The organism is Kribbella sancticallisti (genome assembly GCF_039530625.1).
In the GTDB taxonomy this organism is placed as follows: domain Bacteria; phylum Actinomycetota; class Actinomycetes; order Propionibacteriales; family Kribbellaceae; genus Kribbella; species Kribbella sancticallisti.
In genome coordinates, this window is sequence record NZ_BAAAOS010000018.1 from 619,050 (window position 1) to 641,167 (window position 22,118).

General features: G+C 67.8%; 20 protein-coding genes, 7 tRNA genes, 1 pseudogene and 1 riboswitch. Of the genes and pseudogenes, 19 read left to right on the forward strand and 9 right to left on the reverse strand.

Features of this window, described 5'->3' with window-relative positions; all coding sequences use genetic code 11:
* The first annotated feature begins 4 nt into the window (after window positions 1-4).
* Window positions 5-1,216, forward strand: a complete 1,212-nt coding sequence (locus ABD255_RS13260) for a tyrosine-type recombinase/integrase (RefSeq protein ID WP_344213448.1) — start codon at window positions 5-7, stop codon at window positions 1,214-1,216.
* Window positions 1,217-1,278: 62 nt separating this feature from the next.
* On the opposite strand, the gene ABD255_RS13265 is transcribed toward ABD255_RS13260, so the two are convergent.
* Window positions 1,279-1,350: transfer RNA gene (locus tag ABD255_RS13265), tRNA-Val, on the reverse strand.
* Between the two features lie 113 nt (window positions 1,351-1,463).
* On the opposite strand from ABD255_RS13265, the gene ABD255_RS13270 reads away from it, so the two are divergent.
* Window positions 1,464-2,030 carry a CGNR zinc finger domain-containing protein gene (locus ABD255_RS13270; RefSeq protein ID WP_344213450.1) on the forward strand — a complete coding sequence of 189 codons (567 nt, stop codon included), beginning with the start codon at window positions 1,464-1,466 and terminating at the stop codon, window positions 2,028-2,030.
* A 171-nt stretch (window positions 2,031-2,201) separates the two neighbouring features.
* On the opposite strand, the gene ABD255_RS13275 is transcribed toward ABD255_RS13270, so the two are convergent.
* The gene (locus ABD255_RS13275) at window positions 2,202-3,020 is read right to left on the reverse strand and encodes an aminotransferase class IV (RefSeq protein ID WP_344213452.1); all 819 of its coding nucleotides are present in this window, start codon (window positions 3,018-3,020) and stop codon (window positions 2,202-2,204) included.
* Window positions 3,021-3,200: 180 nt separating this feature from the next.
* Here ABD255_RS13275 and ABD255_RS13280 point away from each other — a divergent pair.
* The 3 genes from ABD255_RS13280 (at window position 3,201) to ABD255_RS13290 (ending at window position 3,469) form a co-directional block, all read left to right on the forward strand.
* A tRNA-Gly gene (locus ABD255_RS13280) sits at window positions 3,201-3,273 on the forward strand.
* Between the two features lie 33 nt (window positions 3,274-3,306).
* Window positions 3,307-3,377, forward strand: a tRNA-Cys gene (locus tag ABD255_RS13285).
* A gap of 20 nt (window positions 3,378-3,397) precedes the next feature.
* Window positions 3,398-3,469: transfer RNA gene (locus ABD255_RS13290), tRNA-Val, on the forward strand.
* 175 nt (window positions 3,470-3,644) lie between these two features.
* Here ABD255_RS13290 and ABD255_RS13295 read toward each other — a convergent pair.
* On the reverse strand, window positions 3,645-4,097 hold the full coding sequence (locus tag ABD255_RS13295) for a pyridoxamine 5'-phosphate oxidase family protein (protein WP_344213454.1): 453 nt from the start codon (window positions 4,095-4,097) through the stop codon (window positions 3,645-3,647).
* A 105-nt stretch (window positions 4,098-4,202) separates the two neighbouring features.
* Here ABD255_RS13295 and ABD255_RS13300 point away from each other — a divergent pair, with 105 nt between their 5' ends.
* The 5 genes from ABD255_RS13300 to ABD255_RS13320 all read left to right on the forward strand — a co-directional run bounded on the left by ABD255_RS13300 (window position 4,203) and on the right by ABD255_RS13320 (window position 6,338).
* Complete coding sequence (locus ABD255_RS13300; RefSeq protein ID WP_344213456.1) at window positions 4,203-5,075, forward strand: sigma-70 family RNA polymerase sigma factor; 873 nt, start codon at window positions 4,203-4,205, stop codon at window positions 5,073-5,075.
* A 136-nt stretch (window positions 5,076-5,211) separates the two neighbouring features.
* Window positions 5,212-5,284, forward strand: a tRNA-Gly gene (locus ABD255_RS13305).
* A gap of 29 nt (window positions 5,285-5,313) precedes the next feature.
* Window positions 5,314-5,384: transfer RNA gene (locus tag ABD255_RS13310), tRNA-Cys, on the forward strand.
* 11 nt (window positions 5,385-5,395) lie between these two features.
* A tRNA-Val gene (locus ABD255_RS13315) sits at window positions 5,396-5,467 on the forward strand.
* A 313-nt stretch (window positions 5,468-5,780) separates the two neighbouring features.
* Window positions 5,781-6,338, forward strand: coding sequence for a GNAT family N-acetyltransferase (locus ABD255_RS13320; protein ID WP_344213458.1), 558 nt, complete (start codon window positions 5,781-5,783; stop codon window positions 6,336-6,338).
* Here the strand turns inward: ABD255_RS13320 and ABD255_RS13325 are convergent.
* The 3 genes from ABD255_RS13325 to ABD255_RS13335 all read right to left on the reverse strand — a co-directional run bounded on the left by ABD255_RS13325 (window position 6,323) and on the right by ABD255_RS13335 (window position 9,604).
* On the reverse strand, window positions 6,323-7,066 hold the full coding sequence (locus tag ABD255_RS13325) for an SDR family NAD(P)-dependent oxidoreductase (RefSeq protein ID WP_344213460.1): 744 nt from the start codon (window positions 7,064-7,066) through the stop codon (window positions 6,323-6,325). The two genes, ABD255_RS13320 and ABD255_RS13325, sit on opposite strands and share 16 nt — an antisense overlap.
* A gap of 28 nt (window positions 7,067-7,094) precedes the next feature.
* Window positions 7,095-8,168: a ribosome small subunit-dependent GTPase A gene (gene rsgA, locus ABD255_RS13330; protein WP_344213462.1), complete on the reverse strand. Its 1,074-nt coding sequence runs from the start codon at window positions 8,166-8,168 to the stop codon at window positions 7,095-7,097.
* A 161-nt stretch (window positions 8,169-8,329) separates the two neighbouring features.
* A complete protein-coding gene (locus ABD255_RS13335) occupies window positions 8,330-9,604 on the reverse strand; it encodes a YihY/virulence factor BrkB family protein (protein WP_344213464.1) in 1,275 nt (424 codons plus the stop codon).
* Window positions 9,605-9,622: 18 nt separating this feature from the next.
* Here ABD255_RS13335 and ABD255_RS13340 point away from each other — a divergent pair, with 18 nt between their 5' ends.
* From ABD255_RS13340 to ABD255_RS13350, 3 genes are all read left to right on the forward strand, one after another.
* On the forward strand, window positions 9,623-11,248 hold the full coding sequence (locus ABD255_RS13340) for an acyl-CoA dehydrogenase family protein (protein ID WP_344213466.1): 1,626 nt from the start codon (window positions 9,623-9,625) through the stop codon (window positions 11,246-11,248).
* Window positions 11,249-11,262: 14 nt separating this feature from the next.
* Window positions 11,263-11,345, forward strand: a riboswitch (ZMP/ZTP riboswitch).
* A 43-nt stretch (window positions 11,346-11,388) separates the two neighbouring features.
* Complete coding sequence (locus ABD255_RS13345) at window positions 11,389-12,837, forward strand: glycine hydroxymethyltransferase (protein WP_344213468.1); 1,449 nt, start codon at window positions 11,389-11,391, stop codon at window positions 12,835-12,837.
* A 126-nt stretch (window positions 12,838-12,963) separates the two neighbouring features.
* A complete protein-coding gene (locus tag ABD255_RS13350; RefSeq protein WP_344213470.1) occupies window positions 12,964-13,434 on the forward strand; it encodes a GbsR/MarR family transcriptional regulator in 471 nt (156 codons plus the stop codon).
* 55 nt (window positions 13,435-13,489) lie between these two features.
* Here the strand turns inward: ABD255_RS13350 and ABD255_RS13355 are convergent, their stop codons facing one another.
* From ABD255_RS13355 to ABD255_RS13365, 3 genes and pseudogenes are all read right to left on the reverse strand, one after another.
* Window positions 13,490-14,437 carry a glycoside hydrolase family 9 protein gene (locus ABD255_RS13355; protein ID WP_486336044.1) on the reverse strand — a complete coding sequence of 316 codons (948 nt, stop codon included), beginning with the start codon at window positions 14,435-14,437 and terminating at the stop codon, window positions 13,490-13,492.
* Window positions 14,376-15,347, reverse strand: a pseudogene (locus ABD255_RS13360) (glycoside hydrolase family 9 protein); the annotation flags it as partial. The gene ABD255_RS13355 and the pseudogene ABD255_RS13360, both read right to left, overlap by 62 nt.
* A gap of 126 nt (window positions 15,348-15,473) precedes the next feature.
* Window positions 15,474-16,040, reverse strand: a complete 567-nt coding sequence (locus ABD255_RS13365; protein WP_344213474.1) for an ArsR/SmtB family transcription factor — start codon at window positions 16,038-16,040, stop codon at window positions 15,474-15,476.
* A gap of 408 nt (window positions 16,041-16,448) precedes the next feature.
* On the opposite strand from ABD255_RS13365, the gene ABD255_RS13370 reads away from it, so the two are divergent.
* From ABD255_RS13370 to ABD255_RS13395, 6 genes are all read left to right on the forward strand, one after another.
* Window positions 16,449-18,134: a nitrite/sulfite reductase gene (locus ABD255_RS13370; RefSeq protein WP_344213475.1), complete on the forward strand. Its 1,686-nt coding sequence runs from the start codon at window positions 16,449-16,451 to the stop codon at window positions 18,132-18,134.
* Window positions 18,131-18,280: a hypothetical protein gene (locus ABD255_RS13375; RefSeq protein ID WP_166665480.1), complete on the forward strand. Its 150-nt coding sequence runs from the start codon at window positions 18,131-18,133 to the stop codon at window positions 18,278-18,280. The genes ABD255_RS13370 and ABD255_RS13375 overlap by 4 nt, the downstream gene beginning before the upstream one ends.
* A complete protein-coding gene (locus tag ABD255_RS13380) occupies window positions 18,277-18,963 on the forward strand; it encodes a phosphoadenylyl-sulfate reductase (RefSeq protein ID WP_344213477.1) in 687 nt (228 codons plus the stop codon). Before ABD255_RS13375 ends, ABD255_RS13380 begins: the two co-directional genes overlap by 4 nt.
* Window positions 18,964-19,078: 115 nt before the next feature.
* Complete coding sequence (cysD, locus tag ABD255_RS13385) at window positions 19,079-20,008, forward strand: sulfate adenylyltransferase subunit CysD (RefSeq protein ID WP_344213479.1); 930 nt, start codon at window positions 19,079-19,081, stop codon at window positions 20,006-20,008.
* Complete coding sequence (locus ABD255_RS13390) at window positions 20,008-21,309, forward strand: sulfate adenylyltransferase subunit 1 (RefSeq protein WP_344213481.1); 1,302 nt, start codon at window positions 20,008-20,010, stop codon at window positions 21,307-21,309. The genes cysD and ABD255_RS13390 overlap by 1 nt, the downstream gene beginning before the upstream one ends.
* Window positions 21,306-22,100, forward strand: coding sequence for a sirohydrochlorin chelatase (locus ABD255_RS13395; protein ID WP_344213483.1), 795 nt, complete (start codon window positions 21,306-21,308; stop codon window positions 22,098-22,100). The genes ABD255_RS13390 and ABD255_RS13395 overlap by 4 nt, the downstream gene beginning before the upstream one ends.
* Window positions 22,101-22,118 lie beyond the last annotated feature (18 nt).

Here is a 22,118-nt window from a genome sequence, read left to right on the forward strand (position 1 = left end):
CGCAATGGGTTACGTCCGAAAGACACAGGCAGGATCCTGGAAAGCATGCTGGCGCGACGCAACCGGCCGCCAGCCGTCGAAGACCTTCACCACTCGCCGGGAGGCTGCGGCCTTCCTGGCAACGATCGAAGCGGCGAAGAACACCGGGACGTACGTCGATCCTCATGCCGCCCGCCGCATCAAGTTCGGTTCATACGCTGCGCAGTGGCTGGAATCGCACAATGTCGAACTCACGACGCGAGCGCGTGATCTGTCTCTGCTGAAGAACCACGTGGTCGCTCACTGGGCGAATGCGCCGCTGTCGGCGATCGACCATTCATCGGTGCAGAAGTGGGTGATGAGCCTTTCCCGTCAGCTATCGCCGTCGACGGTTGGCGAATGTCATCGCTTGTTCAGTGCCGTTCTCAAGGCCGCGATTCGGGATCGCCTGGTCGCAGTGAATCCGGCCAAGGATGTTCGTCTGCCGAAGAAGCGGCAGACGGCGGGCGACCGGCAGACGATTAGCCGGGAGGAGTTCACGGAGCGGCTTCTTCCGGCGGTCCCGGAGCGGCACCGGGCGCTGGTCGCTCTCGCTGGTGGCACCGGACTGCGCTGGGGTGAATGCGTCGGGCTCCGCTGGGAGTCGGTCGATACGGCGGCTGGGACAATCCGGGTCGAGCGGGTCGCGGTCGAGGTCAACGGGCACGTCACCCCGAGGCCCTATCCGAAGTCGCGGGCGGGCCGACGAGTGGTGCCCCTCCCGTCGATGGTGGGGCATCTCCTGGAGGGGTACCGCGAGCTGTACGGGACTGGCCAGGCGGGAGAGGTGTTCATCAATGAGGCAGGTACGCCGCTGCGACGGACGCTCTTCCGGGCGCGGATCTGGCGGCCGTCGCTGGTGCGGGCCGGATTGCTCGGATGCGTCACGGAGGAGAGCGACAAGTTCCGAGGGAGCTGGCCGACCCCAGCCGGGGACGAAAGCGAGTTGTTCCAGACTCGGGCTCAGGCCGTGAAGGCGGTCTCACGCCGAGCCGATGGTGGGCTGCGGTTTCACGACCTCCGGCACTCGTACGCGTCGTGGCTGATCACCTCGGGTGTGCCGGTTCCCGACGTACAGCGGGTCATGGGGCATGAGCGGCCGACGACCACGCTCGCGATCTACACCCACGTCCAGGGAGGGTCTCAGGAGAGGGTTTTGGGGGCGCTCGCTGCCTTTTCGCTGTCTGACGAGGGCTGAAACGACGAGAGCGGGGACTCGGCTTCTGCCGGGTTCCCGCTCTGACCTGCATGTTTCAGGGGTGGGCGATACTGGGTTCGAACCAGTGACCTCTTCGGTGTGAACGAAGCGCGCTACCACTGCGCCAATCGCCCTGATGTCTGTGTTGCACTGTGTTGCGGGTGAAACCATAGCGCATTGGTCCGCGACGTACGAATCGGGCCGGGCTACTCTTGCTGCAAGACGGAGACCCCGTCGCGTTGGAGACATGACTGTGACTTTCTCGCACGACACCGAGCACGCGCTCGCCACGTTGGTCCGGCTGGTCAACACTCTGCCCGGGCCGAACACCCAGGTCGACACGATGGAAACGCTCGAGGATCTGGAGAAGTTCGTCCACGAGCGGGAGTTCAGCGCGGTCAGCAACCTGACGGAGACCGATCTGCAGGACGTTCGCGAGTTGCGGCCGTTGTTCGCGCCGGTCTTCACGACCGGGTCGGACGCGGAGGCGGCGGCGATGATCAACGCGATCGTCGCGAGCGGTACGACGACGCCGCGGCTGACGAACCACGACGGGCATCCGTGGCACATCCACTATTCGCGCGACGGGGCGTCGCTGACCTGCCGGATCACGGTCGAGTGCGGTATCGCGCTCGCCCAGGTGATCTCGGCGGGCGAACGCGAACGTTTGCGTCGCTGCGAGGCACCGGACTGTGACGATGCGCTCATCGACCTGTCCCGAAATCGCTCCAAGCGGTACTGCGACGCCCGCACCTGCGGCAACCGCCTCCACGTGGCGGCCTACCGCGAGCGCCGCAAGTCCGCCGGCGAGTAGACGAGAGGCAGCGTCCGGAGCACCCCAGGGGGCTCCGGACGCTGTCGTTTACGGGTTGCGCAGCCGTGCCAAAACCGGCTGCGCGCCCGAGCGACCGGCGTCGTGTCGCCTGATGGGTCGACCGGCATGCGGCGACGTTGCGGGGTCGTGTCGACCGCCGCCCGTCGATGGTTACGGGTCGAGGTCTTCGGCGGAGCGGGCGGCGAAGACCTTCGCCGCGGCGGCGGTTACCTCGCCTGGTGTTGCCAGGTCGCGGGCGTCTGCGCGGTGGATCGCCTGGACGTCGCGGGTGGTGGACGTGAGGAAGATCTCATCAGCCTCGGCCAGCTTCGCCAGCGGCACGTCGCGCTCGACCGCGCCGAACCAGGCGATGACCAAATTGCGGGTGACACCCGACAGCGCGCCCGACTCGAGCGTCGGCGTGACCAGTTCGCCGTCGAAGACGCAGAAGATGTTCGAGCCGGTCCCCTCGCAGAGGTTGCCGACCGTGTTCGCGAAGATCGCCTCACTCCCGCCCCGCGCCTTGGCGTAGGCGAGCGCGCGGACGTTCTCGGCGTACGAGGTGGTCTTGAGGCCGGCGACGGCACTGCGCTCGTTGCGGACCCACGGCACGGTGACGATCGCCGAGGTCGGCGCGGGCCGTTCGATGGCTTGCGACGCCACGATCAAGGTCGGGCCGGCCGACCCGCGATCCGAGGACAGCGGCGACACACCGCCGGTGTAGGTGATCCGCAGCCGGCCGAAGGCGATATCCGGGTCCGCCTTCACCACGGTGGCGATGGCGTCGCGGACCTGCGCCAGGTCGGGCTCGGGCAGACCGAGCCCGGTCGCCGACACCACCAGCCGCTCCAGATGCCTGGTCACCGCGAACGGCTGACCGTCGACGATCTTCAGCGTCTCGAAGACCCCGTCGCCGGTGGTCAACCCGTGGTCCAGCGGTGAGACGGCGGCCGACTCGTCCTGCAGCGCGCCGTTCAGCCAGATGATCATTCGTGCTCCTTCCACACGCGGAACACCTTATGCCGCAAGGCTTCGGAGCTGCCCGACGAGGCCGTGCGTGATGAGGCGATGACCGGCAGTGGGCCGGTAGGTGACCCCGGTTTTTGAACTCCGGCGCAGATGGGCTAATGTTCTTCTCGCACCGAGGGGAACGAAAAACCCGGTCGCAATGCGAACGTAGCTCAGTTGGTAGAGCGCAACCTTGCCAAGGTTGAGGTCGCCGGTTCGAACCCGGTCGTTCGCTCGGAGAGGGTTCGGCAGGCCAGCTTTCTCACTTGGTGGAGTGGCCGAGAGGCGAGGCAACGGCCTGCAAAGCCGTGTACACGGGTTCGAATCCCGTCTCCACCTCTAGAACCCCGAACAATCTTGGACGATTGGCGCAGCGGTAGCGCGCTTCCCTGACACGGAAGAGGTCACTGGTTCGATCCCAGTATCGTCCACGCAGTCGACAGGCGACGTGTGTCCGCAGAGGGAATGCGGACCACGTCGCCTGCGTCACTTGTGCGGCGGCTTCGCCGCCGCGGAGTGGGGGCTCCGCCACCCACACCCCCTTGCCTGGGCTGGGGTGGCTCGTCGGCCTTCCGTTATGGCTGAGCTAAATCCGTTATGGCTGAGCTAAATCAGCCAGTTGCCGTCCTGCATCAGGGTCCTCTCCTGGAGCTCGTTCACCTCTCGCCAGGCCTGGATGCGGGTCGGGGTGACGCGGAAGTACAGGTACGGGCTCTTCAACGCGCGGGGGTCGAAGCCGGACTTCTCGGCGAAGGCGTCGCCTGTTTCCACGGTCAGGTCTTCTGGTTTGAGGACCTCGCAGGTGCCTACCACCAGGACCACGTCTCGGGTGCCGCCTATGGCCAGGTGGACCTCGGGGTTGGCCTGGAGATTGAGGCTGGTGGGGTTGTTGAGGGCTGTGGAGAGCAGGATCGCGCCGTCCTCCCACAGGAACGACAGCGGCATCAGGTACGGCGTACCGTCGGCTGAGGCGGTCGAGACCCAGGCGTCGACGGTGTCGGTCAGGTGCCTGAGCGTGTCCTGCTTGCGGGTCTCCAGGCTCCGGGCTAGGTCTGTCACGGGGGCTCCTTCTCGGGTGCGGTCCTGCAGTGTCACATCTGGCGGGTTCGTTACGTCACCCTCATGACGAACGCCGGACAGAGGTTGTGACCGAGGATGGGTGGCATGCGCGAAGACGACTGGCTCGCCGAGCGGTTCGAGGAGAATCGGGAGCATCTGCGGGCCGTGGCCTATCGGATGCTCGGGTCGCAGCAGGAGGCCGAGGACGCCGTCCAGGAGGCCTGGATCCGGCTCAGCCGGTCCGAGGCCGGCGCGATCGACAACCTGGGCGGCTGGCTGACCACTGTCGTCGGGCGGATCTGCCTGGACATGTTGCGGGTACGGCGGGCCCGGCCCGAGCAGGTCGTCGAGGAGCACTCCCCCGTGCTCGCCGACCACGAAGTACCGGATCCCGAACTCGAGGCGGTCCAGGCGGACTCAGTGGGGATGGCTCTGCTCGTCGTACTGGAGACGTTGACACCGGCCGAGCGGCTCGCGTTCGTGCTGCACGACATGTTCGCCGTACCGTTCGACGAGATCGCACCGATCGTCGGCCGATCCCCCGCCGCCACCCGGCAACTGGCCAGCCGCGCCCGGCGCCGGGTCCAGGGCCCGCCGCAGATCCCCGAGGCCGACGCGAACCGCCAGCGCGAGATCGTCGAGGCCTTCCTCGCCGCCTCCCGCTCCGGGAACTTCGCCGCGTTGCTGGAGATGCTCGATCCCAGCGTCGTACTGCGGTCCGACGAAACCGCGGCCGGCCGGGGAGCCGCGCCGATGGTTCGTGGGGCGGCGGCGGTCGCCGAGACCTTCTCCGGTCGCGCGAAGGCCGCGAGGCTCGCGGTCGTGGACGGTCTGACCGGTGCCGTCTGGATCCATGACGGTGAGCTGAAGGTGGTCCTGTCGTTCACCCTCACCGACGGCCTGATCACCTCGATCGACCTGCTCGCGGACCCCGACTACCTGGCCCAGGTGGAGCTCACGGCGATCGAGAACCAGTGAAACTGGTGTGACAGGAGAGGCGATCTCCCCGCTGGACGGTGGTTCGGCGACACCCCGGATACCCAGTTTTCACTCGCTGCGGAAATGCGCTACTGTTCTGCTCTCGCACCGAGCAGAAACAACAGCTCAGCGAGATGCGAACGTAGCTCAGTTGGTAGAGCGCAACCTTGCCAAGGTTGAGGTCGCCGGTTCGAACCCGGTCGTTCGCTCGGTACAGGTCAGCAGGCTGAGACTCTGTGGTGGAGTGGCCGAGAGGCGAGGCAACGGCCTGCAAAGCCGTGTACACGGGTTCGAATCCCGTCTCCACCTCGAACACCTTTGGACGATTGGCGCAGCGGTAGCGCGCTTCCCTGACACGGAAGAGGTCACTGGTTCGATCCCAGTATCGTCCACGCAGTCGACAGGCGACGTGTGTCCGCAGAGGGAATGCGGACCACGTCGCCTGCGTCACTTGTGCGGCGGCTTCGCCGCCGCGGAGTGGGGGCTCCGCCACCCACACCCCCCTTGCTTGGGTTGGGGTTGCTTGTCGGCTTTCTGTTCTGGCTGAGGTTGCCTGTGGCTTTCCTCTGTGGCTGGGGTTGCTTGCGGCTTTGTTGTGTGGCTGGGGTTGCTTGTTGTGTGGTTGCGGTGGGCAACTAAGGTGGGCGGCTGCGGATCGGCGTATTTGCGTGGACCTTGGGGTGGGGTGCTGGTTTTATCTTGAGTATGGGTTCGATCTGGGTGGGTGAGCGGGTGCGGCTTCGGGGGATTGAGCCGGAGGACTGGGAGGAGTTCCGGCGGTTCGACGAGGACTCCGAGGTGCAGCGGGATGCCGACATGGTGCAGCTGCCTCGGTCGGATGCGGCGTCGTTGCGGTGGGCTGAGGAAGAGTCGGTCCGAAAGGCTGAGAACGACCAGTTCCAGTTGGCGATCGAGGCGTTGGAGACCGACACGCTGGTCGGCGCGCTGTCCACCAACGGGACCTCTCGACGGGCCGGCCGGTTCAGCTACGGGATCGCCATCGGACGGGACTTTCATCGGCGCGGGTATGCGAGCGACGCGGTTGTCCTCTTGCTCCGGTTCATGTTCGGCGAGCGGCGCTATCACAAGGCTGAAGCGGGCGTCTACGGGTACAACGAGGCCTCGCTGGCCCTGCACCGCCACCTTGGGTTCCAGGAGGAGGGGCGCCTTCGCGATCACGAGTTCCTCGACGGCGGCTTCGTGGACCTGGTGCTGATGGGCATCACGGCCAAGGAGTTCGGCGAGCGTCACATCCGTAGGTGAGAGCCACCGTTGAAGTCGAGGACGGTGCCAGTGGCGAACTCAGCGGCAGGTGAAGCCAGGTAGAGGATCGCGGCCGCCACCTCGTCAGGTGCGGCGACACGCTCGAGAGGGCTTTCCAATCTTCGCCGGTCGTAGCCGTCGCCGGAGAGGGCTTCGGCGGCCATGTCGGTGGTGGTCCAGCCCGGCGCGATCGTTGTCACCGCGATGCCTTCCGGTCCGAGGGACCTGGCCAAGGACTGGCTGAACGACACCAGCGCGGCCTTGCTGGCGCCGTACGCGGGCTGGTTCGGTTCGCCGCGGAACGCGCCGCGTGAGGAGACGTTCACGATCCGCCCGCCGCGGCCCATGTGCCGTACCGCGCACCAGGTGACGTTGGCCGCGCCGACCAGGTTCACGCCGAGGGTGCCGGACCACGCCTGCTGCCATTCGTCGTACGACGCCCGCCGGATCGGGTGTGACGCGTAGATGCCGGCGTTGTTCACCAGTACGTCGATACTTCCCAGCGCCGCGGCGGCTCCGTCGACCATCTCGAGGATCGCCGCGGGATCGGCCAGATCGGCATGCGCCAGGACATGCCCGTCCCCGGGTAGTTCCTTCAGCACAGCCTCGGCGGCGTCCTTCGAGGACCCGTAGTGGATCGCCACCCGATCCCCCGCCGCTGCGAAAGCGTGAGCCGTCGCCGCACCGATCCCCCGTGATGCTCCGGTCACCAACACAGAACGATCCATGCCCCGAGTCTTTCACCCGGGGCGGAACCTAGTGCCGGGGCTTGATGTCGCGTCGGTAGTCCTTGGTCTGCCGAGCCCAGGCCTTCTTGGCCTCAGCACGCAGCCGCAGGTCCGTACGCCGGGCCATGAACGCCGCCTCGCGCTGCAGCCTCAAGTAGCTCTCGTAGCGCCTCACTGGCAGCGTGCCGTCCTCCAGAGCAGCCTGTACTGCGCACCCCGGCTCCGAGGAGTGCGCGCAGTCCGTGAACCGGCATTGCTCGGCCAGAGTCGTCACATCCGGGAACGCCGCCGCCAGGCCCTCACCAGACTCCTGCAGTCCGATCCCCCGGAGTCCTGGGGTGTCGATGACCACGCCACCGGCCGGCAGCACGATCAACTCTCGCCGCACCGACGTGTGCCGCCCCTTGCCGTCCTCACGGATCGCCTGAACATCCAGAAGCTCCACACCGGCCAGTGCGTTCACCAGCGACGATTTGCCCGCGCCACTGCCCCCTAGCAAGGCCAGGGTGGCGTTGCCGTCCAGGAGGTCCCTTACGGCCTCCAGACCCTCGCCTGTCGTCGCACTGCACACCAGTACGTCGGCGCCAGGCGCGGCGGTCGCCACGTCCTCCGCGATGGAGTCCGCGTCCACGACCAGATCGGCCTTGGTCAGTACGACGACCGGCCGCGCGCCGCTCTCCCAGGCCAGCGCGAGGAATCGCTCGATCCGGCCGATGTTCGGTTCCGGGATCAGGCCGACCACGATCGCGATGACGTCCACGTTGGCGGCGAGCACCTGGCCCTTCGACGTACCGCCGACCTCGGCCCGGACGATCGCAGTACGGCGGGGTGCGACGGCCTCGACGGTGACGCGGTTGTCCGGCCAGTGCCGGAGAGCGACCCAGTCCCCTGTCGTCGGGGTCGCCTGGCCGTCGGCGGCGATGGTGGCGAGCAGTCCGCCGGACCAACTGGCCCGGACCGGCCCGTCTTCGGTGAGGACCGTGGAGAGGCCCTTGTCGACCCGCACGACCCGTCCCCGCACCAGTTCGGCGATGCCGGGAAGCGAGTCGAAGTAATCGGCCGTCGACGGGTCGAGTCCGAGGGCCTGGAGTTCTGCTGACATCGTGCGGCGAACCTTTCGGGAGGTCCGGCCGCGAGTTCAGCTCAGCGGACGGACGGTGTGCGAGACGACGGCCCGGTGGGCCTGCTCGAAGCTCATGGCGGTGTCATCTCCCTTCCATGTCCTGCCGCCCCGGAGGTCCGGAACGGTCTGTCGCGATGCGATCAGCCTAGGTCGTCGGGTTCGGTCGGCGCACCGGGTTTTCCAACCGGCTCCGGCTTGCGCTTCGCGGCGTCCGGCCGCTTGTCCGCAGCCTTGTCCTTGGGCTTGTCCTTCTTGTCTTTGGGCTTGTCCTTGGGCTCGGGCCCGTCGCCGTCCGGCCGGACCACGGGAGCCGGCGTCCCGATCGGTGTCACCGTCGGCTGCCCCGCCGGACTGGGCTCCGGTTTCGCGCCGTCGCCCCCGCCGCCGAGCGCCTCCACCGCGCGCGCCATCCGTACCTCGGGTCGCAGCTCGCCCTCGGTCACGACGTGTTCGTGCTCGTGCTCGTGCCCGGACTCGACCTTCATCACCGGTTCGGGGTGTTCGGCCGCCCGTGCGTCCTTGCGGGACTTGTGCGGCCAGGTCCGGTCCACGACCGCGTTCAGCGCCGCGCCGATCAGTACCGCGATGGAGGTCAGGTAGAGCCACAGCAGCACCGCGATCGGCGCTGCCAGCGGTCCGTAGATCGACGTGCCGCCGACCGTGGTCTGCAGGGTCCAGCGCAGGATGAAGCTGCCGAGGATCCACAGCGAGAGCGCCAGGAACGAGCCCGGCAGATCCGACACCCACGGCGTCCGCACCGGCACCGACAAGTGGTACAGGGTGTTCAGGAAGCCCGCCGACAGGATCGTGACCACCGGCCAGTAGAGCTGGTTGAGGAAGTCCACCCTGGCCGGAAGCATCGCATCGACCGCGCCAGGTCCGGCCAGCACCAGCGGGAGCACGATCACTCCGATGATCAGGGCGACGCAGTAGAGGCTGAACGAGAGCGCCCGAGTCTTGATGATGCCGCGCCGGCCACCCATCCCGTACATGATCGTGATGGTGTCGACGAAGACGTTCAGCGCCCGGCTGCCGGACCACAGTGCGAGCAGGAAACCGATCGAGATCACGTCGAAGCGGCCGCCGCTGCCGAGCACGTCGTCCAGCGTCGGCACGATCACCTGCTGGACCGAGTCGGCGGTCAGCGCCCGCTCGGCCAGTTCGATGATCTGCTGCTTGATGTCCGCGATCGTCTCGAGGTCGAACTCGTTGGCGATGAAGCCGATGCTGCCGGCCAGCCCGAAGATCAGCGGCGGCAGCGAGAGGATCGCGAAGAAGGCCGCCTCCGCGGCGAGGCCGGTCACGCGGTACCGCAGACAGGTACCGACGGTCTGGGTGATCAACATCCAGATCGTGCCGGGGATTCGACGGGCCCATGCCAGTGAGACGGAGGTCTCGGACCCAGAGCGTGCCATACCGCTTACCGTACTGACATGGCGGACCCATTCGCGGTAACGAATCAGGCTCCCCCACTTCAGGGGGTGAACTTCTTCACCAGCGACACGGCTCTGGGTGACGCTCTGCGACCACACGCTGACCTCAGCGGTGATTCCGGGCTGATCGAGATCGGCGAACTGGCCGGAACGCAGGAAGCGCTCGCGCAAGCCCTGCCCGCCAACCAGAACTCACCCGTACTGCGTACTCACGATCGCTACGGCAACCGCATCGACGAGGTCGAGTTCCACCCGTCCTGGCACTGGCTGATGGAGAAGGCCGTCGGCTTCGGCCTGCAGGCCGCACCATGGACCAGTAAGAGCCCGTCGCCACATCTGACCAGGGCCGCGGGCTTCTACCTCTGGTCCCAGGTCGAGCCAGGTCACGGCTGCCCGATCTCCATGACGTACGCCGCGGTCCCGGCCCTGCGTGCGTCCGAAGAACTGGCCGCCGAGTGGATCCCCCGCCTCGCCGCCACCCAGTACGACGCTCGCCGGCTGCGCGCGGCTGACAAGGCCGGGGTCCTCGCGGGCATGGGAATGACCGAGAAGCAAGGCGGTTCGGACGTCCGGGCCAACCTCACCACCGCCACTCCGTCCGGCAGCGACGGCGAGTACCTGCTCAAGGGGCACAAGTGGTTCTGCTCCGCGCCGCAGGTCGACGTGTTCCTCGTGCTGGCGCAGGCACCGGAGGGGCTGACCTGCTTCGTGGTCCCCCGGGTGCTTGCTGACGGCAACCGGAACGCGTTTGCCCTGCAACGACTGAAGGACAAGCTCGGCAACCGGTCGAACGCCTCCAGCGAGGTCGAGTTCCACGGCACGATCGGTTACCGGCTCGGCGACGAGGGTGCTGGGGTTCGCACCATCATCGAGATGGTGGCCGCGACCCGGCTGGACTGCGTGCTGGGCTCGGCCGCGCTGATGCGCCGCGCCCTGGTCGAGGCGACCTGGCACACGTCGCACCGCAGCGCCTTCGGTGGCCTGCTCCGGGACAAGCCCGCGATGCAGAACGTGCTGGCCGACCTCGCCCTCGAGAGCGAGGCGGCAACCGCTCTCTCGATGCGACTGGCCGCCGCGGTCGACGCATCGCTCGCCGGTGACGAACAAGCCGCGGCCTTCCGGCGGATCGCGTTGCCGATTGCCAAGTTCTGGGTCTGCAAGCGCACCTCGATGACGGTGGCGGAGGCGCTCGAGTGCCTCGGCGGCAACGGCTACGTCGAGGAGTCCGGCCTACCCCTGTTGTTCCGCGAGTCACCGCTGAACTCAATCTGGGAAGGCTCGGGCACGGTCAACGCGCTCGACGTACTGCGTGCGCTCCGGCGGCCCGAGTCCCTCGACGCCTGGCTGACCGAGGTGGGCGCTGCTCGCGGGGCGGATCACCGCCTGGACGCGGCGATCACCGGAGTACTGGAGTCGCTCGCGGACCTCAGCGGGGCAGAGGCCGGGGCACGGCGGCTGGCGGCTCGAATGGCCGTTTGCCTGCAGGCGTCGCTGCTCGTCCGCCACTCCACGCCCGAGGTCGCGGACGCCTTCGTCGCGTCCAGACTGGGCGACGACTGGGGCGGCGTGTTCGGCACCCTCCCGCGAACCACACCGTTCACCCCCATCGTCGACCGCATCGTCTGACCACACGCTAGGGTTACGAACGTCGCGACTGGCGCTGAGGTGGGATCGACCACCGGGGAGCGAGAAGACGTCGGCACCGTGCGCCTGGGTGCCGCGACCCTGTCACAGGACAACCCTGTGCGACCTCAGGAGAGACAACGATGACTCAACCCTTCGACGCCGCTAAGGCATCGGCCGCGTACCGCAACGCGCTCGAGGTGATCGGCGCGGTGGAACCCACCATCGCCGGCGCGATCAAGGCCGAACTGGAGGACCAGCGGTCCTCGCTCAAGCTGATCGCGAGCGAGAACTACGCCTCCCCCGCCACCTTGCTGACGATGGGCAACTGGCTCTCGGACAAGTATGCCGAGGGCACCATCGGGCACCGCTTCTACGCCGGCTGCCAGAACGTCGACACCGTCGAGCAGACCGCCGCCGACCACGCGAAGGCCCTCTTCGGCGCCCCGCACGCCTACGTCCAGCCGCACTCCGGCATCGACGCGAACCTGGTCGCCTTCTGGGCGATCCTGGCCCAGCGGATCGAGTCCCCGGCGCTGGCCGAGGTCGGCGCCAAGCACGTCAACGACCTGTCCGACGAGGACTGGGCCAAGCTCCGCAAGGCGCTCGGCGACCAGAAGATGCTCGGCATGTCGCTGGACGCCGGCGGCCACCTCACCCACGGTTTCCGGCCGAACATCTCCGGCAAGATGTTCCACCAGAGCTCCTACGGCACCGACCCGCAGACCGGTCTGCTGGACTACGACCTGGTCGCCCGGACCGCGCGTGAGTTCAAGCCACTGATCCTGATCGCCGGCTACTCGGCCTACCCGCGCAAGATCGACTTCGCCAAGATGCGCGAGATCGCCGACGAGGTCGGCGCCACCCTGATGGTCGACATGGCGCACTTCGCCGGCCTGGTGGCGGGCAAGGTCTTCACCGGGAACTTCGACCCGGTCCCGTACGCGCACGTCACCACGACCACCACGCACAAGTCGCTCCGCGGCCCGCGCGGCGGCATGGTGCTGTGCCAGCCGGAGTACGCCGACGCCGTCGACCGCGGTTGCCCGATGGTGCTGGGCGGCCCGCTCAGCCAGGTGATGGCGGCCAAGGCCGTCGCGCTGGCCGAGGCCCGTCAGCCGGAGTTCCAGACGTACGCGCAGAACGTCGCGGACAACGCGGTGACCCTGGCCGAGGGCCTGATGAAGCGTGGGGTCAAGCTCGTCACCGACGGTACGGAGAACCACCTGGTGCTGCTGGACGTCTCGGCGTACGGGATCACCGGCCGGCAGGCCGAGTCGGCGCTGCTGGACGCGGGCATCGTCACCAACCGCAACGCGATCCCGCGCGACCCGAACGGCGCCTGGTACACCTCGGGCGTCCGGATCGGCACGCCCGCGCTGACCACCCGCGGCTTCGGCGGCGACGAGTTCGACCGAGTGGCCGAACTGATGGTCGACGTGCTGTCCAGCGTCACCCCGACCACCACCTCCGCCGGCGCCCCCTCGAAGGCGAAGTACGTCCTGGCCGACGGCGTGGCCGACAAGGTCCGCGCCGCCTCCGCGGAGCTGCTCGACAAGCACCCGCTGTACCCAGGCCTCGACCTGAACTGACACCTGAGCTGAGACCTGAATCGGCACCTGAATCGGGGCCGACCTGACGGCGCCCGCCTCTCGCACTCGAGCGGCGGGCGCTTTCCTTTTATTTCAACTTTGTAATACTTCCGGTACTCTGCGGCCATGACCCCGGAGCCGTCGCCCGCCGAGATCAGCCAGTTCGTCGAGCGCTTCGCCGGCGTCCTGGTGAACAGCGGCGTCCCGTCGATGTCGGCCCGGGTGATGGCGCGGATGCTGGTCAGCCCGACCGGCACGATGACCGCCGCCGAACTCGCCGAGTCCCTCCAGATCAGCCAGCCGGCCGTCTCCGGCGCAGTACGCCAACTGCTGCAGGTCTCGTTCATCACCCGCGAACGCCACCCCGGCTCCCGCAAGGACCACTACCGCATCCGCGAAGACGTGTTCGCCGCCATCCTCGAACGCCGCAACAGCGCCCTGGCCGAATGGGAATCGAGCGTCCGCACGGGAGCCGACCTCTTCGGCCCCGAAACCCCGGTAGGCCAACGCCTCTGCGAAGCCGTCGAGTTCTTCGCCTTCATCCACGCCGACCTCGACCAACTGATCAAGAACTGGCGAAAGAACCCGGGCAACTGAGGCGGTCCTCGATTTCCTTGTCCTGTTCTTGTGTCTGTTCTCGAATAATTTGGTTTTACCGGGTCAGGGCGTAGACGGCGATGGCGGCGAAGTCGTCGGCTGGTTCTGAGGCTTGCCAGGAGCGGACGTCGTCGACGTAGCGGGAGCCTCGGCCGGTGAACTGTCCGAAGCGGTCGACTCCGTCCGCGGGGCAGGGAGCCATGTTGTCCAGGTTGTCGCCCAGGCCGTCGGTGAAGAGGTCTTCGGAGTTCGGCCCGTTGACGACGGCGCCGGTCAGCGGAACGCCTTTGATGTTGGCGATCTGGTGGTGGGGGCAGCGCTTCGCGGTCTCGCCGACGCCGATCATGAACGAGACACCCCAGGGGTTCGCGCCGAAGGTCCAGTTGAGTTGGCCGGCGCCGAACGCGTCGTACCGACGATCTCCAGTGGCGCGCTCGTAGAGACGTGCGGTCGCGGCAAGGCCGAAGGCGTGCGGAACGGCATCGAAGTTGTCGTACTGCGCTCCGGCGCCGAACGGGTCCTTCGCGGCCCGCTGTACGCCGATTTCCAGTTGCGCCCGCAGGTCGTTCTTCAAGGCGGTGACATCAACTCGACGGTCGGCCCGGGCCGCGCGGATCAGGTCGGCGTGGGCGAGAGCGCTGACGTCATAGAGGTTCAGCGTGTCCCCACCGGCCTCGTGTGCCAGGTATTCACCGGCCCAATGGGACGCCAACTTCAGCCAGCGGCCGGCCCGTGGATCCTTGAGTCTCTGCGCCGCCAACGCGAGCTCGGCCGCGCCGAGTTCCAGGTCGTCGCGCCACGCGCTCTCGGGATAGAAGGCGAACGGCAGCGAGGTGACCAACTGCGTCACACCGGTGGTCTGTGCCTGAGCGAAGATCTGCGCCCGTCTCGAGGTGGCGTCGGGCCTTCGCGGGCGAGGTTTCGACCTGCGCGGCGAGGGCGAACGCGGCCGCCGTACGGCCGGCCAGGTTCGGGCTGATCGGCTGACCGGGGGCGGCAGCACGGAAGACCGGGCAGTTCTTGAGGAATTGGTGACCAGGTGCGGTGTCGAGATCGTCGGCCTCCGGCAGCCGCCAGATGTCGTGGTCGCCGACGAAGGTCTCCTCGACGTTGCCGGTGCCCACGCCGACCTGGATGTACAGGGTCTTGGTGCGCTCGTCCCACATCTTGTCCAGCCAGTCGAGGCCGTGCCGAGCTTCCTTCAGGAGCTGGGAATCCGGCCGCCGCGCATCCCGTGCTGATGCCCAGAGCAACGATTCGGAGTACGCCGCGATGTGGGTGAACTTGAGGTAGTCGCCGGCGTCGTACCAGCCGCCCTCGACGTCGACCGGACCACCGATCCGGCGCAGTGCACCCACGCTCTGGTCGGTGTCGGGACCCGCGAAGGTCGGCCAGTCGTAGACCTGCGCGGCCCGATCCGTCAGGTGTGACGGCTGCCGCCCGAGCGGCCCCGGTACTACGTTCGCCCCGTCCCGCTGCTCGGCGAAGAACTGCACCGCCTTGTCCCTGGCGCCGGTCGCCAACCGGTCGCCACCAATCTCGAAGGACGGCGACAACCCGGCGCCGGACGCCTTGATCCGATACCTGCCCGGCTTCTTCAAGGTCGACAGATCAAGCCGATACACATGCTGAAACGCCGCGTTCCACTCTCCCGCGTCCCTTCCGGCTCGTCCCGAGAACACTCGCCGACCCCACCGATCGAGCACCTCGAACGAGGCCTCCGGCGAAGCCGATTTGCTCATCAGATAAGCCCATTTCGGTCCGTCGGCTCCATATCCAAGCTGATTGACCCGGACCAATCCATCAGCCACGACGGACGAGTTACCCGACGACGGACCGGCCGCCGCTGTCACAGCGGTGACGGCCAATCCGGCGGCCAAGGTGATCGAGATGACGCGGCGGAACGTCCTCATCGCAGGCTCCTCTGGCGACAACTATTAGGAAGGTTTCCTAATGGTTGCGGACACGCTAGCGCAGCCGGGCCGCGGAGTACACCATCAGAACGCCGAACCCACGCCGAGCAGCTGCCACGACGGCGCTCATGGCTTCGCTGGGACACCGTGGGAGAACACGAACACCGACTCCGCGTCGTCGCCCTCGCTCGGCTGGTCGGCGTACTCCTGGATCACCGCCTGGATCCGCTCGCTCAGTTCTACGAGGCGTTCCGGGGTGACTGTGATCCAGCTCTCGGTCGAGAACGCGGCCCGGACCCACGGCTCGTCGTACTCCTGCCGATCCTCGAACCAGCGCCGCACCTTGGCCGCATGGTGGGCCAGGTTCGCCTCCTCGGCGGTGGCCGCGACGAGCTCCGCGGCCGGGTCACCGCCCGCGTCCGCGATCGACCACGAGGACGCCGTACGGGAACTGCGCCACCACCGCTCGCGGCGGTTCTTCGCCAGCTCCGGAGCCTCCTCGATCACGCCGGCCGCAGCCAGCACCTTGAGGTGATGACTGATGTTCCCGGCCAGTTCGCCGGTCGCCCCGGCCAGCCGGGACGCCGTCGACGGGCCGTCGACGGCGAGCAGGTCGATCAATCGTCGCCGCAGCGGGTGGTGGATCGCGGCGATCACCGAAGCATCCGCCGACCGTCTGTTCGCAGGCGCCATAACCGCCACGGTACTGTCAGCAAGAGTTCTTGCACAAGAATTCTTGCAGATAACGATTCACGCCTGAAACAATCTGCACCGACTCAGTTGACATAGTCACATCATGAGATCGCGTCTCACGATGGAAGATTGGGAGTTGATTTGTCAGCTGAACACGCCGAGTCTTATCAGCATGCTCGCTGCCCGCTCGACTCATCTCGTAGGTCGGATTCACGTCGACCTCGGTCGCATGCGCAGCGCCATCTGTTGTCCTTCGATGCTCTGACAGCCACCCCGCCGGGCCAATGACGGCCCTCTGATCACCTGATCACACCGCTGGGTGCGCACGCGCAGACCAGATCGAATCGACGACGCTTCGAGCTCGCCTCGCGGACGCACCTGTCTCAAGCAGACAAGGACACGTTCCGGATGACTGGCGTCACCTCTGCTCCCCGCAAGCCCGCCCGCCCGCGCAAGGGCAAGGGCGAAGGCCAGTGGGCGCTCGGCTATCGCGAGCCACTGAACAAGAACGAAGAGAACAAGAAGAACGACGACGGCCTGAACGTCCGGGCCCGGATCGAGAACGTCTATGCCCACCGCGGGTTCGACTCGATCGACCCGGCCGACCTGCGCGGCCGGTTCCGCTGGTGGGGTCTCTACACCCAGCGCAAGCCCGGCATCGACGGCGGCAAGACCGCCACGCTCGAGCCGGAGGAGCTGGACGACAAGTACTTCATGCTCCGGGTCCGGATCGAGGGCGGCCAGCTCAGCACCGAGCAGCTTCGGGTGATCGCCGAGGTGTCCAGCACCTACGCTCGCGACACCGCGGACATCACCGACCGGCAGAACATCCAGCTGCACTGGATCCGGGTCGAGGACGTGCCCGCGATCTGGCAGAAGCTGGAGGCGGTCGGCCTCTACACCACCGAGGCCTGCGGTGACGTGCCGCGCGTGATCATCTCCAGCCCGGTCGCCGGGATCGCCGCGGACGAGATCATCGACCCGACGCCGGCCATCGACGAGATCGTCGAGAAGTACATCGGCAGCAACGAGTTCTCCAACCTGCCGCGCAAGTTCAAGACCGCCATGACCGGCCACCCGTCGCACGACGTGGTGCCGGAGGTGAACGACATCAGCTTCGTCGGCGTCGTGCACCCCGAGCACGGCCCCGGCTTCGACCTGTGGGTCGGCGGCGGCCTGTCCACGACGCCGATGCTGGCGCAGCGCGTCGGCGCCTGGATCCCGCTGGACGAGGTGCACCTGGCCTGGAAGGGCGTCGTCAGCATCTTCCGTGACTACGGGTACCGCCGGCTCCGGAACCGGGCCCGGCTGAAGTACCTGGTCGCCGACTGGGGGATCGAGAAGTTCCGCGAGGTGCTCGAGGAGAAGTACCTCGGGTACAAGCTGATCGACGGACCCGCGCCCGAGATCCCCGCGGTACAGGGCGATCACGTCGGCGTGCACCAGCAGAAGGACGGCCGGTACTACGTAGGCGTCGCACCGGTCGTCGGCCGGGTGGCGGGCAGCACGCTGGCGAAGGTGGCCGACGTGGTCGCCGCGCACGGCTCGGACCGGATCCGCACCACCGCGCAGCAGAAGCTGATCGTGCTCGACGTCGAGGAGTCCCAGGTGGAGTCCCTCGTCACGGCGCTCGCCGATCTCGGCTTCAAGGCCCGGCCGTCGGCCTGGCGGCGCAACACGATGGCCTGCACCGGCATCGAGTTCTGCAAGCTGGCGATCGTCGAGACCAAGGCCCGCGCGGCCCAGCTGATCGACGAGCTGGAGGAGCGGATCCCCGACCTGGACGTGCCGATCACCGTGAACGTGAACGGCTGCCCGAACTCCTGCGCCCGGATCCAGGTCGCCGACATCGGCCTGAAGGGCCAGCTGGTCATCGATGCCGACGGCAACCAGGTGCCGGGGTACCAGGTCCACCTCGGTGGCGGGCTCGGCCTGGACGCCGGCTTCGGCCGCAAGCTGCGCGGCCACAAGGTCACCTCCGACGGACTCGCCGACTACGTCGAGCGGGTCACCCAGAACTACCTGAAAGAGCGGTCCGAGGGCGAGCGGTTCGCCCAGTGGGTCGTCCGTGCCGAGGAAGGAGCTTTGCAATGAGTGAGCGAGCTGCGCCGTTGTACTGCCCGTACTGCGGTGATGAGGACTTGCGTCCTTCCGAGGAGGGGCATGGCGCGTGGGAGTGCCGGCCCTGTGCACGGGTGTTCCAGCTGAAGATGATCGGACTGCGGGTGACGGTGGAATGAGTACGAATCTGAAGACGCTCGCCGAGGAGGCGAACGAACGACTAGCCGACGCCTCGGCGCTGGAAGTGCTGGCGTGGGCGCGGGAGACCTTCGGCGACGAACTCGTGGTGACCGCATCGATGGCAGACGGGGCACTCCCCCACCTGGCGGCCGAGGCGGCCCCAGGTGTCGACGTGCTCTTCCTCGACACGGGCTACCACTTCGCCGAGACCATCGGCACCCGGGACGCGGTCGCCGCGACCCTGCCGATCAACCTGATCAACGCCACCCCGAAGCAGACCGTCGCCGAGCAGGACGCGGAGTACGGCAAGGATCTGTTCGCCCGCGAGCCCGACAAGTGCTGCGCGATGCGCAAGGTGGAACCGCTCAACCGCGTGCTGTCCGGCTACAAGGCCTGGGTCACCGGCGTACGCCGCGAGGAAGCGCCGACCCGGGCGAACACGCAGGTCGTCGAGTACGACGAGAAGCGCGACATGGTCAAGCTGAACCCGATCGCCCCCTGGACCCAGGACGACCTCGACACCTACATCGCCGACAACGGCGTGCTGGTGAACCTCCTGCAGTACGACGGCTATCCGTCGATCGGCTGCCAGCCGTGCACCAAGCAGGTCGCTCCGGGCGAAGACCCTCGCAGTGGCCGCTGGGCCGGCCAGGGCAAGATCGAATGCGGGCTGCACGTATGACTCTGCTTTTGGCCGCGCCTCCGGCACGACGGATCATCGGGCTGAACTCCCGCCCTTCCCTCGTCGCTCCGGTCGCTTCGCTCCCTCCACTCCTCAGTCCAGGCCGGGAGGCCCGATGACCGCGACCAGCTTGCCCCCAGCTACCCGACCTACTCAGGTGACCGAACTCGACGCTCTCGAGAGCGAGTCGGTCTTCGTCTTCCGTGAGGTGGCCGCCGAGTTCGAGCGGCCGGTGATCCTGTTCTCGGGTGGCAAGGACTCGATCGTGATGCTGCACCTGGCGCGGAAGGCGTTCGCGCCGGCGCCGGTGCCGTTCGCGCTGCTGCACGTGGACACCGGGCACAACTTCCAGGAGGTGCTGGACTACCGCGACGCCACCGTCGACGCCCTCGGGCTGCGGCTGGAGGTCGCCCGGGTCGAGGACTACCTGGCCGACGGTCGGCTGCGGGAGCGGTCGGACGGCACCCGCAATCCGCTGCAGACGGTTCCGTTGCTCGACGCCATCAACGGTCACCGCTTCGACGCGGTGTTCGGCGGCGGCCGCCGGGACGAGGAACGCGCCCGGGCCAAGGAGCGGATTTTCAGCCTGCGCGACGAGTTCGGCCAGTGGGACCCGCGCAACCAGCGCCCCGAGTTGTGGTCGCTCTACAACGGCAAGCACCGGCCGGGCGAGCACGTCCGGGTGTTCCCGCTGTCGAACTGGACCGAACTGGACATCTGGAACTACATCGAGCGCGAGCAGATCCCGCTGCCGAGCATCTACTACGCCCACGAGCGGGACGTGTTCGAGCGCGACGGCATGCTGCTTGCCGTCGGCCCCTACTCCCAGCCGCGCGAGGACGAGCAGGTCACCCGCCGGGTGGTCCGGTACCGCACGGTCGGCGACATGTCCTGCACCGGAGCCGTCGCCAGTACTGCGGCGTCGCCGGCCGAGGTCGTCGTCGAGGTGGCCGCCAGCGAACTGACCGAGCGCGGCGCCACCCGCGCCGACGACCGGGTCAGCGAAGCCGCGATGGAAGACCGCAAGCGAGAGGGGTACTTCTGATGGGCACACCTGAGCACACCTTGCTGCGGCTTGCCACCGCCGGCTCGGTGGACGACGGAAAGTCCACCCTGGTCGGGCGGCTGCTGCACGACTGCAAGGCGATCCTCGCCGACCAGATCGCCCACGTTCAGCACGTCTCCTCGTCCCGCGGGTCCGGTGACTTCGACTTCGCGTTGCTCACCGACGGCCTGCGCGCCGAACGCGAGCAGGGCATCACCATCGACGTCGCCTACCGGTACTTCGCGACCGACAAGCGCTCGTTCATCCTGGCCGACTGCCCCGGGCACGTGCAGTACACCCGCAACACCGTCACCGGAGCCTCCACCGCCGACGTCGTGATCATCCTGGTCGACGCGCGGCACGGAGTACTGGAACAGACCCGGCGCCACCTCGCCGTGGCCGGACTGCTCCGGGTCCCACACGTCGTTCTGGCCGTCAACAAGATCGACCTCGTCGGCTACGACGAAGCCGTCTTCAAGGGCATCGCCAAGGACGTCTCCCAACTCGCCGACCAACTCGACATCGCCGACGTGCACGCGATCCCGGTCTCGGCACTGGTCGGCGATAACGTGGTGGAACGCTCCGAGGCGACCTCCTGGTACGACGGCCCGACGCTGCTGGAGTACCTCGAGAACGCGACCGGCCGCGCCGACATCTCCTCCCAGCCGCTGCGGTTCCCGGTGCAGTACGTGATCCGCCCGCAGAGCGACGACCAGTACCGCGACTACCGCGGCTACACCGGAACCGTCGCCTCCGGCACCGTCTCGGTCGGCGACGAGGTCATCGTGCTGCCGGCCGGTCGGCGTACCTCAGTGGCCGGCATCGACCGCGCCGTCGTCACCGCCACCAGCACCGCCGTCGCCGAACGACCCTCCGCGGTCGCCGGTGAAGCCGTCACCGTCCGGCTCGCCGACAACCTCGACGTCGCCCGCGGCTCGGTCATCGTCGCGGCCGGCTCCTCCCCCGGCACCCGCCGGGAACTGTCGGCCACCGTGTGCTGGCTGTCCGACCGCCCGCTGGCCGTGGGCGCCCGGCTGCTGATCAAGCACACCACCACCACCGCCCAGGCCATCGTCACCAAGATCAACGGCGCCCTGGACCTGGAAACGCTCGGAGTCATCGACGCCACCGGGCTCGAACTGAACGACATCGGCAAGGTGCAACTCAAGATCGCCGCACCGCTGGCCGCCGATCCGTACTCCAGCAACAACATCACCGGATCGTTCCTGCTCATCGACGCCCACGACGGATGGACGCTGGCCGCAGGCATGATCGACGACGAAGAAGGGGAACTGCTGTGACTGCTCCAGCGCTCGTGATCCTCGCCCACGGCAGCCGCGATCCGCGTTCGGCCGCCACCGTCCACTCGCTGGTGAAGAACCTGCGCGGGATGCGTGACGACCTGCGGATCGAAGCCTCCTTCCTCGACCACTGCCCGCCCACGCCGTACCAGGTGATCGGCAAGCTCGCCGCCGAGGGCACGGAAGAAGTCGTCATCCTGCCGCTGCTGCTCTCGTCCGCGTTCCACGCCCGAGTGGACATCCCCGCCGTGGTCGACGAGGCGCGCAGCCGCTTCCCCGACCTGCGGATCATCGCCTCCGACGTCCTCGGGTACGACGACACCCTGCTCGACGTGCTCGACCGGCGGATGCGGGCCGAGCTCAAGGACGGCCGGGTGCGTGAGCTCGACGCGCTCGTGCTCGCCTGCGCCGGGTCCAGCGACACCCAGGCCAACGCCGCGGTGGCCCGCCTGGCTCGGCTCTGGGGCCAGCGGCACAAGCTGCCGGTCACCGCTGCCTTCACCACGGCCGCTTCGCCGAGCCCGGCCGAGGCTGTCCTGCAGTGGCGGCTGGAAGGCCGTCGCCACGTGGCCGTCGGGTCGTTCTTCCTGGCGCCGGGCGTGCTCCCGGATCGGGCCGAGCAGACCGCCCGTAAGGCCGGCGCGGTCGCGGTCTCGCGTCCGCTGGGTGTCAGCGCCGAGGTCGCCCGCCTGGTCCTGCTCCGCTACGGCGTAGCCGGCCTGGACCTCCTCACCCTGGCTCCTGCCCCGCGGCCGACCCTGCTCCGCCCGGAGTTGGTCCGCACCGCCTGACACAAGTACGAAGCCCCG

Bases quoted from the DNA above. Each gene is read 5' to 3' on its own strand.
- ABD255_RS13370 (WP_344213475.1), top strand. From the start codon at position 16,449: ATGACTGGCGTCACCTCTGCTCCCCGCAAGCCCGCCCGCCCGCGCAAG.
- ABD255_RS13340 (WP_344213466.1), top strand. From the start codon at position 9,623: ATGGCGGACCCATTCGCGGTAACGAATCAGGCTCCCCCACTTCAGGGG.
- ABD255_RS13380 (WP_344213477.1), top strand. From the start codon at position 18,277: ATGAGTACGAATCTGAAGACGCTCGCCGAGGAGGCGAACGAACGACTA.
- ABD255_RS13275 (WP_344213452.1), bottom strand. From the start codon at position 3,020: ATGATCATCTGGCTGAACGGCGCGCTGCAGGACGAGTCGGCCGCCGTC.
- ABD255_RS13270 (WP_344213450.1), top strand. From the start codon at position 1,464: ATGACTGTGACTTTCTCGCACGACACCGAGCACGCGCTCGCCACGTTG.
- ABD255_RS13350 (WP_344213470.1), top strand. From the start codon at position 12,964: ATGACCCCGGAGCCGTCGCCCGCCGAGATCAGCCAGTTCGTCGAGCGC.
- ABD255_RS13325 (WP_344213460.1), bottom strand. From the start codon at position 7,066: ATGGATCGTTCTGTGTTGGTGACCGGAGCATCACGGGGGATCGGTGCG.
- ABD255_RS13375 (WP_166665480.1), top strand. From the start codon at position 18,131: ATGAGTGAGCGAGCTGCGCCGTTGTACTGCCCGTACTGCGGTGATGAG.
- cysD (WP_344213479.1), top strand. From the start codon at position 19,079: ATGACCGCGACCAGCTTGCCCCCAGCTACCCGACCTACTCAGGTGACC.
- rsgA (WP_344213462.1), bottom strand. From the start codon at position 8,168: ATGTCAGCAGAACTCCAGGCCCTCGGACTCGACCCGTCGACGGCCGAT.
- ABD255_RS13365 (WP_344213474.1), bottom strand. From the start codon at position 16,040: ATGGCGCCTGCGAACAGACGGTCGGCGGATGCTTCGGTGATCGCCGCG.
- ABD255_RS13335 (WP_344213464.1), bottom strand. From the start codon at position 9,604: ATGGCACGCTCTGGGTCCGAGACCTCCGTCTCACTGGCATGGGCCCGT.
- ABD255_RS13345 (WP_344213468.1), top strand. From the start codon at position 11,389: ATGACTCAACCCTTCGACGCCGCTAAGGCATCGGCCGCGTACCGCAAC.
- ABD255_RS13390 (WP_344213481.1), top strand. From the start codon at position 20,008: ATGGGCACACCTGAGCACACCTTGCTGCGGCTTGCCACCGCCGGCTCG.
- ABD255_RS13320 (WP_344213458.1), top strand. From the start codon at position 5,781: ATGGGTTCGATCTGGGTGGGTGAGCGGGTGCGGCTTCGGGGGATTGAG.
- ABD255_RS13300 (WP_344213456.1), top strand. From the start codon at position 4,203: ATGCGCGAAGACGACTGGCTCGCCGAGCGGTTCGAGGAGAATCGGGAG.
- ABD255_RS13260 (WP_344213448.1), top strand. From the start codon at position 5: ATGGGTTACGTCCGAAAGACACAGGCAGGATCCTGGAAAGCATGCTGG.